Origin of the sequence: Methylobacterium sp. Leaf93 (genome assembly GCF_001422345.1) — a bacterium.
Taxonomy (GTDB): Bacteria; Pseudomonadota; Alphaproteobacteria; order Rhizobiales; family Beijerinckiaceae; genus Methylobacterium; species Methylobacterium bullatum.
The window spans coordinates 30,282-43,499 of sequence record NZ_LMMS01000005.1 but is presented as its reverse complement, the minus strand read 5'-3'; the positions used below and the strand labels follow the sequence as shown (position 1 = coordinate 43,499).

Sequence of the window (13,218 nt, the reverse complement as noted above, 5' to 3'; positions counted from 1 at the left end):
GGATGCCGCTGCGGCGCTCAATCGTCGTCGTCGTCGACGGGGGATCCAGAGGGGATCGGGCTGCCGTTCTCGACCCCGTTCTCGAACATGCCGGGCGGACCGTCGAAGCCGACGACGCCGTCCGGATTGTCCGGCGACACGTTGGGGTCCACCGGCGGCGGCATGGTCCGGTCGAGGCGGCGCTCGATGCGTTCCTCGCGGCGCAGATCCTGGGTGATCGGCACGTCGCGGGGGCTCTGGGCCAGGGCCTCGGCGGCCGGGGACGCCGCGAAGAGCCCCAGCAGGATAGCGGATCCGAACTTCATCTCATGCCTCCAGGCGCCGTGTCGGCTCCGTCGACAGAGGTTATCGAGCCGCGGGCAACAAACGCCAGTCAATTTCTATGCTGAAGAACGATTAACACAGGCTCTCGAGGACTGTAGCTTGCGCCGATGCGGGCGAGCGCTTCTCGAATCCTGCGCGCACCCTGCATGGTCGTCCGCGTATCGGGCGGGACAGCGCGGGTGAGGCCGCGCCCGCCTCCGGTCGACCGGCTGATATGAGGCCGCCGCTGCGCCGGCCCGCCCATTGCTAAGCTCCGTCCATCGGCGTTGGGTCGGGTTGCTGGAACGCCCTTCCCGTCGATGGCCGAAGGCCCGCCGTGTCCCGATCGTTATCCTCGTTCGCAGATGACCCCCGAGACGTCAGGACGAAACAGAGAACTGGGACGTTGTCCTTTTCGGAAAGGGAGACCTGAATGGACGCGAGCCTCATTGCCATGAACGACGAAGCCAACCGGATCGGCTCCGAGCGACTTCTGACGCAGCTGCGCGAGGAGGGGCTCGTCTATCGTCTCTGGGTGACGGGCACGGCGAAGGGAAGCCGCCTGCACATGCAGGTGAACGGGCTCGACGACGAACTCGAAGGCCGCCTGGTCCGCGTCCTCAGGGGCCGGGGCATGCAGCTCGATATTCAGCCGCTGACGTCGTAGGCAGGCCGGCCCGCCGCTCACGCTCCCGGACGTGTCGGCGATGCGGCGCGGGGCCGTTCGAGCGAGGCGGAGACCGCCCACAGGGCCAGCCCGCCCAGCGCCAGGGCTACGCCGACCCAACCGGTGGAAGGCAGGCCGAACCCGGCGGTGAGGGCGAGGCCGGCGAGCCACGGACCCAGCGCGTTGGCGAAGTTGAAGGCCGAGTGGTTGAGCGCGGCGGCGAGGGTCTGCGCGTCCTCGGCCACGTCCATCAGCCGGGTCTGCAGGATGGTGGCGAGGCCGCCCCCGCAGCCGATGAGGAACACCACCGGCGCCAGGGTCCAGACGCTGTCCACCGCGAATGGGTAGAGGGCCAGGGCCGCCGCCGCCCAGACCAGGGTCAGCCCGGCCGCCGGCATCAGGGCGCGGTCGGCGGCCCAGGCGCAGACGAGGTTGCCTGCCGTGAGGCCGAGGCCGAACACGGCGAGTACCAGCGGGATCGCCACCGGGGCGGCATGGGTGACCTCGATCAGCGTCGAGGCGAGATAGGTATAGACCGAGAACAGGCCGCCGAAGCCGATGGCGCCGATGGCGAGGGTGAGCCAGACCTGCCGGCGCCGCAGCGCGCCGAGTTCGCGGAGCGCACTGGCGCCCGACGCAGGACGGCCGAGGGGCGCCAGGATCCGTACCGCCACCGCCGTCAGCAGCGCCAGGACGGCGACGAGCCCGAAGCTCCAGCGCCAGCCCACGAGCTGGCCGATCCCGTTGGCGAGGGGCACGCCGGCCACCGTCGCAAGGGTGAGGCCCAGGATCACCCGCGAAACCGCCTGGGTCCGCCGCTCCCGTGGGACGAGGGAGGCGGCCACGAGGGCGGCCACGCCGAAATAGGCACCGTGCGGAAGGCCCGCCAGGAACCGGAAGAGCAGCATCCCGTGATAGTTCGGGGCCAGGGCCGACAGGACGTTGCCCAGCGCGAACAGGACCATCAGCCCGACGAGGAGCGTCCGCCGGGCCATGGTGGCCGCCAGCACCGCGATGACCGGCGCGCCGACGACGACGCCGAGGGCATAAGCGCTGATAACGTGGCCGGCGGTCGGCGCGTCGATGCCGAGATCGGGCGCGAAGGCCGGAAGCAGGCTCATCGTGGCGAATTCGGTGGTGCCGATGGCAAAGCCGCCCATCGCCAGGGCGGTGAGGACGAGGCCGGGATGCCGGCTGGGCGCCGCATCTGGCAGGCTGAGAGTGCCGGAGCGGGTGTCGAGGGTGGTGCCGGTCATCGGGCCGCTTTCAAGTCTCGTTCGCGGTCGCCGCGCAGGGAACAGGCCGCGTGAAGCAGGGCGAGATGGCTCAGGCCCTGCGGTGTGTTGCCGAGATGGTCGCCGGTATCCGGATCGACCATTTCGCTCATCACGCCGACGCCCCGGGTGACGGCGTTCAGCGTGCCGGTGAAGACCGCCTCGGCCTCGTCCTGCCTTCCGAGCTCGGCCAGGGCCTCCACCAGCCAGAACGAGCAGGCGACGAAGGCGCCCTCCTCCCTGTCGGCCCCCGAATAGCGATAGAGAAGCGGACCGCGCCCGAGTTCCTCACGGATCGCATCGAGGGTCGAGGACAGGCGGTCGCGTCCGTCGAAGCCGAACCGGACCGCCAGGGTCAGGGAGGCGTCGAGGCGGTCGGTGCCGGGATAGAACGTATAGGCCTGGCGCGTCTGCGACCAGCAATGCTCCTCGATCCAGGCCTGGATCCGATCCCGCTCCCGCGACCAGCGCGGCACGCAGGTCGCCGAGATATGGCCGGCCTCAGCCAGTTCGACGGCGCGGGCCAGCGCCTGCCAGGCGCTGATCTTCGACATCGTGTAATGCTGTGGGACTTCCAGTTCCCAGATCCCGGCATCCTTCTGGCGCCAGCGGTCGGCGCATTCGTCGGCGAGATCCGCCAGAACCGTCGCGCTCTTCTGGTCGAGGATGTTGCCGTCGGCGACGAACAGGGTCGCGGTCTCGAAGATGTCGCCGTAGATCCCGTGCTGGTGCTGGCGGGCCGCCGCGTTGCCGACCCGGACCGGGCGCGACCCGCGATAGCCGGTAAGATCGAGGGAGGTCTCCTCCGGCACCTTTCCCCCGCGCAGGGTGTAGAAGACCTGCGCCCCATGCGCGCCGAGATGCTTCATCAGCCAGGAGAAGGCGGCCTTCGCCTCCGGCATCGCGCCGACGCGCAGGAAGGCGTTGACGGTGTAACCGGCGTCGCGGATCCAGGCGTAGCGGTAATCGTAGTTCTTCGGCCCGCCGATCCGCTCGGGCAGGGAGGTGGTGGCCGCCGCGGCGATGGCACCGGTCGGCGAGTAGAGCAGCAGCTTCAGGGCGAGGCCGCTGCGCCGCACCTCGGAGCAATGCGGGCCGTCGTAATGCAGCCCCTCCGCCCAGTGCCGCCAGGCGTCGTCGCTGACATCGATGCGCTCGTCGATCTCCGCGATGGTGGGGATGCCCAGGGGCTCGTCCTCGCCGGCGAGAAGCGCCACCAGCGCGCGCTCCCCCTCCCCCAGCGTCACCGTCGCCGCGATGGTGCGGTCCTCTTCCTCGAGGATGCGGACGTTGTCGCTGAAGCGGATCACCCCGAGGACCGGTCCCACATGGAAGACGCAGCCGTTGGGGGTCGGCTGGAGCCAGGGCGAGAGGGAATCGCCGCGCGTGCCGAACACGGCGCGGATCCGGAACGTCACCGTGCCCGAGACGCCCTCCACCCGGCGCGCCAGTTCGCACCAGGGCAGGCGGCCGGCGCGGCTGCTGTTGAGGGATTCGGTGATCCGCGCCGTGCCGGTCGCCGTGGTGACGATCGTCTCCAGCACATTGCTGTCGGTGCGGTAGCGCCGCTCCATCGTGAACGCACCCTCGGGGCGAACCTGGAAATAGCCGCCGCTGTCCGGCTCCAGGAGCCGGTCGAACAGGGGCGGCGAATCCATTTCGGGGACGCACCACCACGCCACCGCACCGTCCGGCCCGACGAGGACGACGGAACGGCCGTCGCCCAGGGCGGCATAGTCCTGGATCGGCTGTTCCGTGCCGTCCGGGTCGATGCACCGGGCATCGACGGTGAGGTCGGTGCCCAGCTGGGCTCGGTCATTCATCGCGAGAGCTTGTGGAGCGAGGGACGGGAACGGTCTCGAAACGGCCGGGCTAGTTCAGCGGAACCTTGTCCTTGCCCTTGCCGGGATTCGACGTGTTGACGAGCTCCGGCGACTTCTGTGCCGAGAGCGTCTGTTCCTGGGCCTTCGTGTCGATGCGCCTGGTGCGGGTGAAGGGTTCGAGCGTCTGGGACGTGCCGGTCTGCAGGGCACGGACGATGCCTTCGATCACGCGGAGATCGGCCAAGCCTTCCTCGCCATCGGGCTCGGGCTCACGGTCTTCGAGGATGCAATCCGAGAAGTACTTCAGCTCGCCGCCGAAATGATCGGTGTTCTTGAAGCTGGCGTGGCTTTTGTCCTCGCCGATGGTGACCGTGTGCTCCAGGGGCTTCCCGTACATGTAGGCCGGATTGACCTCGACGCTGCCCTTAGTGCCGACGACCGAATAGCTGTCGAGGGTATTGCCGTAATAGGACAGCACGAACTGGGCGATGCGGTTCTGCGGGAATCGAAGCGTCACCGCGACGGTATCGTCGAAATCTCCGAGGCCGGCTTCGGGGTGACGGACGCCCACGGCCGAGACCACCTCCGTCGGCTCGTCGCCGAAGATGTAGCGGGCGGCGTTGATCGGATACGGACCCATATCGAAGATCGGGCCCGCCTCGATGCCGCTCGTCGCCCGGTGGTTCTCGGGCGAGACCATCTGGGTGAAGGTCGAGGAGAAGGTCAGGAGCTCGCCGAGTTGGCCGGACCGGATCAGGTCGATGGTCGCCAGGGTGCAGGGCTCGAAATGCAGTCGGTAGGCCACCATGAGCTTGGCGCCGGAGGCCTTCTGCGCCGCGATGATCTCCTCCGACTTCTCCGCCGAGATCTCCAGGGGCTTCTCTACGAGGACATGGATTCCGGCCTTCAGGGCAGGAACCGCGAACTCCGCATGACGCCAGTTCGGCGTGGCGAGATAGATCGCATCGATTGTGCCCGAGGCCAGCAGCGCGTCGAACTCCTCGTAGCCGTAGGAATCGGTGACGCCGTATTGCGCGCCGACGCCGCGCGCTTTCTCCGGGTCGCCGGTGACGAAGGCGACGATCTCCGAATTACCGGTGTGCTTCACGCCGGGCAGCATGGCTTCTTGCGTGATGTCGCCGAGGGCGACGAAGGCGTAGCGGACCTTTTTCGAAGAGGTCAGGCCGAGGGCGGAGGCGATGCTCATGGGGATGTCCGTATCGGGCGGGCGTCGTTCGGTGCCGGCCTGGAATGCGCGGGAACCGGGCGAGGCGGCGATGACGGGCCGTGCGGCGACGACAGACGTGCCCCATCGCCCCGGTGACCGCGCGCCGGCTTTCATGGGGAGGGAACGTTGCACTGCAACAGAGGTTGCCGCGTCGCCCGGTCGCGCCCGCCCGGCGGGCCGCGTCAGCGCGAGACGGCGAGCCGCAGGATGCGCGACAGGTCGGCCACCGAATAGGGTTTGCGCAGGAGCTCGAACCCATGGCTGCCCTCCTCGGCGAGGACGTGGCTGTAGCCCGAGGTGAGCACGATCGGCAGGTCCGGCCATGTGCGGCGGATCGCGTGGCCGAGATCGATGCCGTTCATGCCCGGCATGACCACGTCGGAGAAGACCACCTCGAAACCGGCGGAGTCGCGCGCCAGGGCGTCGAGGGCCTGCTGCGCATCCGTCACCCAATGCGTGACGTAGCCGAGTTCCTGCAGGGCCTGGGTCGCGAAGGCGCCGACTTCCGCATTGTCCTCCACCACAAGCACGCGGGTGCCGTGCCGCTCGGCCAGGGGCGCTGGCTCCCGCACCGGCTCGGCGGCCACGGCCTCCCCCGCCGCGCGCGGGAGATAGAGGGTGAAGGTCGTGCCCTGGCCGAGGCGGCTTTCCACCACGACCTCGCCGCCCGATTGCTTGGCGAAACCGAAGACCTGGGACAGGCCGAGGCCGGTACCCTGCCCCACGCCCTTGGTGGTGAAGAACGGCTCGAAGATCCGGTCGAGCACCTCCGGCGCGATGCCCGAGCCGGTATCGGCGACGGAGACGGAGACGAAATCGCCTCGGATGCGGGGATGCGCCCGGACAGCCGGGATGATCGAGGCGCGGCGGACCCGGATGGTGAGCTTTCCCTCTCCGTCCATGGCGTCGCGGGCATTGACGACCATGTTGACGAGCGCGGTATCGAACTGGCTCGGATCGGCGTCGATGAGGCAGGCCAGCGGCTGTCCCGCATCGTCGCGGCCGGTCTCGATCTGGGTCACGACCTGGATGCGCGCGCCCGTGAGGGTGCCGACCATGTCGGCCACGGATGCCACGCCCTTGGCGACGTCGAAAACCTCTGGCGTCAGGGATTGCCGACGGGCGAAGGCCAGGAGCTGGCCGGTGAGCTTGGCCGCGCGGGTCACCGTATCCGAGATGGCGTCGACATAGCGCCGCCGGCGCTCCTCCGGCAGGTCGGGACGGCGCAGGAGGTCGGTGGAGGACCGGATCACGGTCAGCAGGTTGTTGAAGTCGTGGGCGACGCCGCCGGTGAGCTGGCCCACGGCTTCGAGCTTCTGCGATTGGCGGAGCTGCTCCTCCAGGGCCTTGCGCTCGGTCACGTCGCGGCCGGCGGCGTAGAAATGGTCGCCCTGGGGAATCGCGTTCCAGGAGATCCAGCGCTCGCTGCCATCGGCCGCCATCTGCCGGATGTCGAGGTTGTCCAGGATGGCGCCGCTCCGCAACTGGTCCATGGCCTGCTCGGCCGCCTTGCGGTCGTCGGGATGCACGAAGGCGTCGAACCGCGCGCCGACCAGGGAATCCGCGGGCCAGCCCAGCATCTCGTTCCAGGCCGGATTGACCGACCGGTAGAGTCCATCGAAGCCGCAGATCACGAGGAGATCGCGACTCGCGCGCCAGACGAGGTCGCGCTCCGTGGTCCGCTCGCGCGCCGTCGTCCTCAGCACGGTCTCGGCCTCGCGCCGGTCGGTGATGTCGTTGAACAGGATGGCGACGCGCCGCTGGACGGGCTCCCCGATGCGCAGGGCGTGCACGTCGAACCAGCGGCCCAGCGTCACCGCCCCGCTCTCGAACCGCACGGGATTGCCGCTCAGCGCGACCTCGCCATAGGTTTCGAGCCAGCGGGGCTCGATGCCGGGAATGACTTCGCTGACCCAGCGGCCCTCGACGTCGCTGAGGCCGGCCTGCCGTGCGAAGGCGGGATTGACCTCGATGAAGCGGTAGTCGATGGCCCGGCCCGTGGCGTCGAACCGCATTTCGACGATGCAGAACCCGGCATCGATGGCGTCGAACAGCGTCCGGTAGCGGGCCTCGCTCTCGGCGAGCTTGCCCTCCTCGGTGCGAAAGCGGGTGACGTCGAGCTGGCTGCCGAAAAAGTAGCGCAGGCGCCCATTCCGGTCGAAGACGGGGCTGACATAGAGCTCGTTGCGGAACGGCGTCCCGTCGCGGTGATAGTTGATAATCTCCACCACCACGTCGCGCCGCGCCGCGATGGCGTCGCGCAGGCGCGCCACGTCGGCCGGGTCGGTTCCCGGCCCCTGCAGGAACCGGCAATTGTGCCCGACGAGTTCCTCCGCCGAGTAGCCGCACAGGTCCTGGAAGGCGCGATTGGCGAAGACGATGGGATTGTCGGGCTGGTTCGGGTCGGTGATGATCTGCGGCATGCGGGTCTTCTCCGCCGCCGTGAACAGCAGTTCCGGCCCTGCCGCCGAGGTCTTCTGGCCGCTCTCCGGGGAATGGATGCCGGACGCGATCTCCGCCTTCAGCCGCGCGATCTCGGCTTCGAGCTGCCGCAACCGGTCGATGTCGTCCTCCATACCGCCCGTTCCCATCCGGCCACCGCGTTCATCCGGGCTTGAGGGAGCCCAACGGTCGAGACTGCGGTCGGCTTCCTAACCCATCTGGGGGCGGCCGTCGCGTATCCGAAGGGTCCCATTCCGCCCTCACGATCGGCCGTCGCTCCCGACGGAGTGCTGCCTCAGGCATCCCGGTGACGCCATCGCGCGGAACGACGCAGAGGACGTCCGGGGCAGCGCCGCGATCAACCGATGACGTCGTCGTCCCATTCCACCCGCGGATAGGAGACCGGCGGCTCGCGCAGCACCCAGAGCCCCAGGCATCCCACGGCACAGACCGAAGCGCTGATGTAGAGGATGAAGTCGAGCACGGACGAGGCCCTCGCGGCAGGCTGATGATGGGCCATTCTCCCGTGGTACGGCTAAGAAAGCCTGAATGTCCGCGAGGCGACGGCCCGTGCCGCCCCCTCGTCGAGTCGAAGCACCCACCAGGGCAAGTCTGCGTGGATGTGCGCCGGCGCAACCCATCGGCCCGCCTCCCGGCGTAGAGCCCTCCTCTCTCCCCCGAGAAGGAAAAGGGCGATGTCCGCCAAATGGGTCCTTGCGTTGACGGTCCTGGTCTTCTTGACCACGGGCCGCGCGCCGGGAATGCGTGAGCTGCGAAATCCCGATGCCGAATCCGGCCATTCCCGCATCGTCCACATGGTCAAGCGCATGTCTGAGTGAGGATGCGCGGCCCGTCATCCGCCACCCTATGCGTGCTTGCGGTCAGTGCTACGGGGCAGCGGCCCGCCGGGTGGCGGCGAGGGCCGCCGCCTTACCCCCGGCCGCGTAGAGGTCGAGCCGGGAATACAGGCCGAAGACCGAGCCGTCGTCGAGGAAGCCGCCGGCCGGGCCGAGGGTGTCGGTGAGGATGGCGTTGGCCTCCGCAAGCGTCACCGCCGGGAAGGCGGCGGTGAGGAGATGTCCGGCCTCCGGCGCGACCCGCGCGACATCCACCGCCTGGCCCGACCGGTCCCGATGCACCACCGGCAGGCCGTAGGTCTGGGTGGAGGCGTAGAAGGCTCCGTTGGCGGCGGCATCCTTGAACCGGCTCCGGTCGGCGGCGGCGCAGGCGGCCACCGCGTCGCCGCAGCCCTCGCGAAGGAAGGCCTGGAGTTCCGCGCGCGCCGCCTTCAGGGCCTCCGGATAGTCGGTGATGGTCACCGCGCCGTCGGTGGCGCGGCTCATCTCGTTCTCGATCGCCGGGTTCGCGCGGGTCTGACCCACATAGGCCGGGTCGTTGGCCAGCAGATGGGCGACGGCGTGGAGCGCGACGCTCCGGCCCCCGAGCACGTCCATGGCGTAGTGAGCGCCGACGACGATGCGGTTGTTGCCGTATTCAGCCCCGCGCGCGATCATCTGCTGGTAGCGCTCTGGCACCAGCAGGGCGAGGAGCAGCGACTCCGTGTAGCCGTAGGTGGTGTGGCCGCTCGGATAGGACGGGCTGTCCGTCAGGTTCTGCTTCGGCCCGCGCAGCCAGTCCATGCTGTGTGAGGCGGCGCCGAAGTAATCCTTGCCCCGATACGAAAGAAAGATCGGCTCGGTCTGGAACGGGCGCGAATTGCCGAAGGCGTCGGCACCCGGCGTTCCGGCAGGACGGTCATAGGCCTTGCCGAAGACATCCGTCGTGCCGCCGACCTTGGTGAGGATGGCGCGGGCGGGTTCGGAGACCGGCGCCTCGCCATTCGTCGTCGCATTGGCGAAGAAGTACTTCCCCGCATTCGAATCCGACTTGGTGATGTTGTTGGTGTAGCCGATCAGCCGGGCGAGGCTGCCGGAGACGCTGGTGAAGGTCTTGAAGTCCTCGTAGCGCGCCTTGGCCTGGTAGGCCTCTCCCAGGGCGGTGCCGAGGCCGTCGGCGAGCTGCGCGGCGTTGCCGTCGGTGATGAAGCAATCGCGCAGGGCGAGGCGCTGCTGCTCGGGAAAGGGCAGCAGCAGCGGCTGGTCGTGCCGCCCCATCTGGATGTCGCCGGTGACCGTGAGGTTCGCCGCCAGCGCCGCCTTGCCCTCCGGCGTCGCCGCCAGGGCGCTCACCGGCGCCAGCCCGCGCAGGGCTTCCAGATTCGTCGCCGATTGTGCCCGCGCGTGAGCGGGGGCGAGGGCGAGGCATGCGATGAGCCCGAGCGTGCGGGCCGCGTTCGTGCGTGGTCTGGTCATGGCACCGGAATCAGGCTGTCGTGGCGGTGGCGCAGGCTAGCAGAGTGCTCGGCCCGCCGCCGCCGGATTTCGCGGCGGATCACGCGCACCATTCCGTGACGCCCGCGTGACCGTTCTCCGGCGGCCGGTCGAGGACCGCCCCTGGCGGCATGTTCCTCCAAGACATATCGGCGCTTGGCGCTAATGGTGCATCTCGGCTCCCACTGAGCCAAAGCCCATCGGGACCGATGACCGCCCAAAAGTCGCCCTCCACGTCTTGCTGCACGATTCCTTGCCGCACAATTCCCCGCCGCACGATCCCCCGTCCTTGCCGGCCGTCGCCCGCCGCGCACCGGTCATGTCCGTTCGGCGCCTGCGTCCAGCGTGGTCCGGCACGAGGGGAATCGGCGTGAGCGAGCTCGACGCCTGGGCCGAGCGGCGGCGCATCGCCGAGCAGGCGCGGGGCGAGCGCGCATGGTCCCTGTGGGGGCCGTATCTCGCCGAGCGCCAATGGGGGACGGTGCGGGAGGATTACAGCCGCGACGGCAATGCCTGGCGCTCGCTGACGCATGAGGAGGCACGTTCGCGCGCCTATCGCTGGGGCGAGGACGGGCTCGCCGGCATCTGCGACGAGCGTGGGCAGATGTGCCTGTCCCTCGCCCTGTGGAACGGCCGCGACCATATCCTGAAGGAACGGCTCTTCGGCCTGACCAACGAGGAGGGCAACCACGGCGAGGACGTCAAGGAGGTCTATCACTACCTCGACGCGACCCCGAGCCATGCCTACCTGAAGTTCCTCTACCGCTATCCGCAGGCCGCCTATCCCTATGACGAGCTCGTCCGCGAGGGTCTGCGCCGGGGCCGGGACCAGCCGGAATACGAGATCGAGGAGACGGGCGCCTTCGCCGAGGGCCGCTTCTTCGACGTCACCGTGGAATACGCCAAGGAGGAGATCGACGACATCCATGCGGTGATCACGGCGACCAACCGTGGCCCGGAGGCGGCGGATCTACGCCTCGTGCCCCAGCTCTGGTTCCGCAACATCTGGTCGTGGCGCGAGGGACCGGCGGAATCGCGCCCCAAAATGGCGGTCCAGCCGGATGGGAGCATCGCCTGCGAGCATCCGCGCCTCGGCCGATACCGGCTCTCTTATGACGGCGAGCCGGAGGTGCTGTTCTGCGAGAACGACACCAACCTGCGCCTGCATGGCTGGCAGCCCGATGCGGCCGGCCCGTTCAAGGACGGGCTCCACGCGGCCATCGTCGGGGGCGACGAATCCGCCGTGCGGCGGGATGGCGGGACCAAGCTCGGCCTGCATTACGCCTTCCGCCTCGAGCCCGGCGAAACCCGGCGGGTGAACCTCAGGCTGTCGGCGGGGTCGCGGCCTCGTCCGGTCGACCACGAGGGCGCCATCCTGCTGCGCCGGATCGCCGAGGCGGACGCCTTCTACGACGCCCTTCAGGACGGCATCGCGGACTCGGATTCGCGCGCCATCTTCCGCCAGGCCGCCGCCGGGTTGATCTGGTCGAAGCAGCTCTATTGTTACGACGTGCGGCTCTGGCTGAAGGGTGACCCGCTCCAGCCGGCCCCGCCGCGCGAGCGCGACGGCGGGCGCAACATCCACTGGCGTCATTTCGCCGGGTCCGACGTGCTCTCGATGCCGGACAAGTGGGAATATCCCTGGTTCGCGGCCTGGGACCTCGCCTTCCACTGCCTGCCTCTGGCCCTGCTCGACCCGGATTTCGCCAAAAAGCAGCTCCTGCTCCTCACCCGCGAATGGTACATGCACCCCAACGGCCAGCTTCCGGCCTACGAATGGGAGTTCGGCGACGCCAACCCGCCGGTCCATGCCTGGGCCACCTACCGGGTGTTCGAGATCGACCGCGACCGGCGCGGCGGGCGCGGCGACCTCGCCTTTCTGGAGGGCGTCTTCCACAAGCTCCTCATCAACTTCACCTGGTGGGTGAACCGCAAGGATGCCGACGGCCGCAACGTCTTCCAGGGCGGCTTCCTCGGCCTCGACAATGTCGGCGTGTTCGACCGGTCGCGCCCGCCGCCCGGCTTCGGCCGCATCCACCAGGCCGACGGCACCGCCTGGATGGCGATGTATTCGCTCAACATGATGCGCATCGCCCTCGAACTCGCGCTCCACAACGACGTCTACGAGAGCACCGCCTCGAAGTTCTTCGAGCATTTCCTCCTCATCGCCGAGGCGATGACCGACATGGGCGGCGAGGGCTTCGGCCTGTGGGACGAGGAGGACGAGTTCTACTACGACGAGGTCGACATTCCCGGCGGCGGGATGCTGCCGTTGCGGGTCCGCTCCGTGGTGGGGCTGGTGCCGCTCTTCGCCGTCGAGGTGATCGAGCCCTCGGTGCTGCAGCGGCTGCCGGATTTCGCCCGGCGCCTGAACTGGCTCCTCGAGAACCGCCCCCACCTTGCCTGCCTCGTCTCGCGCTGGGACGAAGGCGGCGTCGGCGACCGCAAGCTGCTGTCGCTCCTGCGCGGGCACCGGATGAAGGCGCTGCTGCGGCGCATGCTCGACGAGGCCGAGTTCCTCTCGGACCACGGCGTCCGCTCCCTGTCGAAGGCGCATCTGGAGCGGCCCTATTCCCTCAACGGGTTCGGCGACGCGTTCACGGTGCGCTACGACCCGGCCGATTCCACATCGAACATGTTCGGCGGCAATTCGAACTGGCGCGGCCCAGTCTGGATGCCGGTCAACTACCTCGTCGTCGAGGCGTTGCGGCGGTTCCATTCCTATTACGGGGACGACTTCCTGGTGGAATATCCCACCGGATCGGGCACGTTCCTGACCCTCAACGCCATCGCGGACGCCCTCACCGACCGCCTGATCTCCCTCTTCGCCAAGGGCGAGGACGGTAAGCGGCCGGCCTTCGGCGATCGCCCGCCCATCGCCTCGGCCCCCGGCGCCGAAGACGCGCTGCTGTTCCACGAGTTCTTCGACGGCGATACCGGCCGCGGCCTCGGCGCCTCCCACCAGACCGGCTGGACGGCGCTGATCCTCAACCTGCTGCACCAGAAGGCGCAGCGGACGGATACGGACGGTGCCGGCCCCGCGCAGCGCTGAGACCGTGTTCGAGCGGATTTTTCCGCGGATGCTCAAGCCCAAGCAGACCATCCCACCAGACCACCTCATCCTGAGGTGCACTTTAGCTTGGGCAAAGGG

General features: G+C 68.8%; 10 protein-coding genes. 3 read left to right on the top strand and 7 right to left on the bottom strand.

Annotated features, from left to right (window positions below):
- Positions 1–17 precede the first annotated feature (17 nt).
- Positions 18–305: a hypothetical protein gene (locus tag ASF26_RS06130; protein ID WP_018043316.1), complete on the bottom strand. Its 288-nt coding sequence runs from the start codon at positions 303–305 to the stop codon at positions 18–20.
- 431 nt (positions 306–736) lie between these two features.
- On the opposite strand from ASF26_RS06130, the gene ASF26_RS06125 reads away from it, so the two are divergent.
- Positions 737–970: a hypothetical protein gene (locus ASF26_RS06125; protein WP_056250904.1), complete on the top strand. Its 234-nt coding sequence runs from the start codon at positions 737–739 to the stop codon at positions 968–970.
- Between the two features lie 17 nt (positions 971–987).
- Here the strand turns inward: ASF26_RS06125 and ASF26_RS06120 are convergent, their stop codons facing one another.
- The 5 genes from ASF26_RS06120 to ASF26_RS23630 form a co-directional block, all read right to left on the bottom strand.
- On the bottom strand, positions 988–2,226 hold the full coding sequence (locus ASF26_RS06120; RefSeq protein ID WP_056250901.1) for an MFS transporter: 1,239 nt from the start codon (positions 2,224–2,226) through the stop codon (positions 988–990).
- A complete protein-coding gene (locus ASF26_RS06115; RefSeq protein ID WP_082477533.1) occupies positions 2,223–4,067 on the bottom strand; it encodes a glycoside hydrolase family 15 protein in 1,845 nt (614 codons plus the stop codon). Before ASF26_RS06115 ends, ASF26_RS06120 begins: the two co-directional genes overlap by 4 nt.
- A 49-nt stretch (positions 4,068–4,116) precedes the next feature.
- Positions 4,117–5,274: a Gfo/Idh/MocA family oxidoreductase gene (locus ASF26_RS06110; RefSeq protein ID WP_056250898.1), complete on the bottom strand. Its 1,158-nt coding sequence runs from the start codon at positions 5,272–5,274 to the stop codon at positions 4,117–4,119.
- Positions 5,275–5,477: 203 nt separating this feature from the next.
- Complete coding sequence (locus tag ASF26_RS06105) at positions 5,478–7,871, bottom strand: PAS domain S-box protein (RefSeq protein ID WP_056250896.1); 2,394 nt, start codon at positions 7,869–7,871, stop codon at positions 5,478–5,480.
- A gap of 224 nt (positions 7,872–8,095) precedes the next feature.
- Positions 8,096–8,221, bottom strand: a complete 126-nt coding sequence (locus ASF26_RS23630; RefSeq protein ID WP_274533767.1) for a hypothetical protein — start codon at positions 8,219–8,221, stop codon at positions 8,096–8,098.
- Between the two features lie 211 nt (positions 8,222–8,432).
- Here ASF26_RS23630 and ASF26_RS23070 point away from each other — a divergent pair, with 211 nt between their 5' ends.
- The gene (locus ASF26_RS23070) at positions 8,433–8,576 is read left to right on the top strand and encodes a hypothetical protein (RefSeq protein WP_200925891.1); all 144 of its coding nucleotides are present in this window, start codon (positions 8,433–8,435) and stop codon (positions 8,574–8,576) included.
- A gap of 48 nt (positions 8,577–8,624) precedes the next feature.
- Here the strand turns inward: ASF26_RS23070 and ASF26_RS06100 are convergent, their stop codons facing one another.
- Positions 8,625–10,049, bottom strand: coding sequence for a phosphatase PAP2 family protein (locus ASF26_RS06100; RefSeq protein WP_056250892.1), 1,425 nt, complete (start codon positions 10,047–10,049; stop codon positions 8,625–8,627).
- 388 nt (positions 10,050–10,437) lie between these two features.
- Between ASF26_RS06100 and ASF26_RS06095 the strand changes: the two genes are divergently transcribed.
- Positions 10,438–13,119, top strand: coding sequence for a glucosidase (locus tag ASF26_RS06095; protein ID WP_156462885.1), 2,682 nt, complete (start codon positions 10,438–10,440; stop codon positions 13,117–13,119).
- Positions 13,120–13,218 lie beyond the last annotated feature (99 nt).

Coding starts and splice junctions, on each gene's coding strand:
- ASF26_RS06130 (WP_018043316.1), bottom strand. CDS start 305: ATGAAGTTCGGATCCGCTATCCTGCTGGGGCTCTTCGCGGCGTCCCCG.
- ASF26_RS06125 (WP_056250904.1), top strand. CDS start 737: ATGGACGCGAGCCTCATTGCCATGAACGACGAAGCCAACCGGATCGGC.
- ASF26_RS06120 (WP_056250901.1), bottom strand. CDS start 2,226: ATGACCGGCACCACCCTCGACACCCGCTCCGGCACTCTCAGCCTGCCA.
- ASF26_RS06115 (WP_082477533.1), bottom strand. CDS start 4,067: ATGAATGACCGAGCCCAGCTGGGCACCGACCTCACCGTCGATGCCCGG.
- ASF26_RS06110 (WP_056250898.1), bottom strand. CDS start 5,274: ATGAGCATCGCCTCCGCCCTCGGCCTGACCTCTTCGAAAAAGGTCCGC.
- ASF26_RS06105 (WP_056250896.1), bottom strand. CDS start 7,871: ATGGAGGACGACATCGACCGGTTGCGGCAGCTCGAAGCCGAGATCGCG.
- ASF26_RS23070 (WP_200925891.1), top strand. CDS start 8,433: ATGTCCGCCAAATGGGTCCTTGCGTTGACGGTCCTGGTCTTCTTGACC.
- ASF26_RS06100 (WP_056250892.1), bottom strand. CDS start 10,049: ATGACCAGACCACGCACGAACGCGGCCCGCACGCTCGGGCTCATCGCA.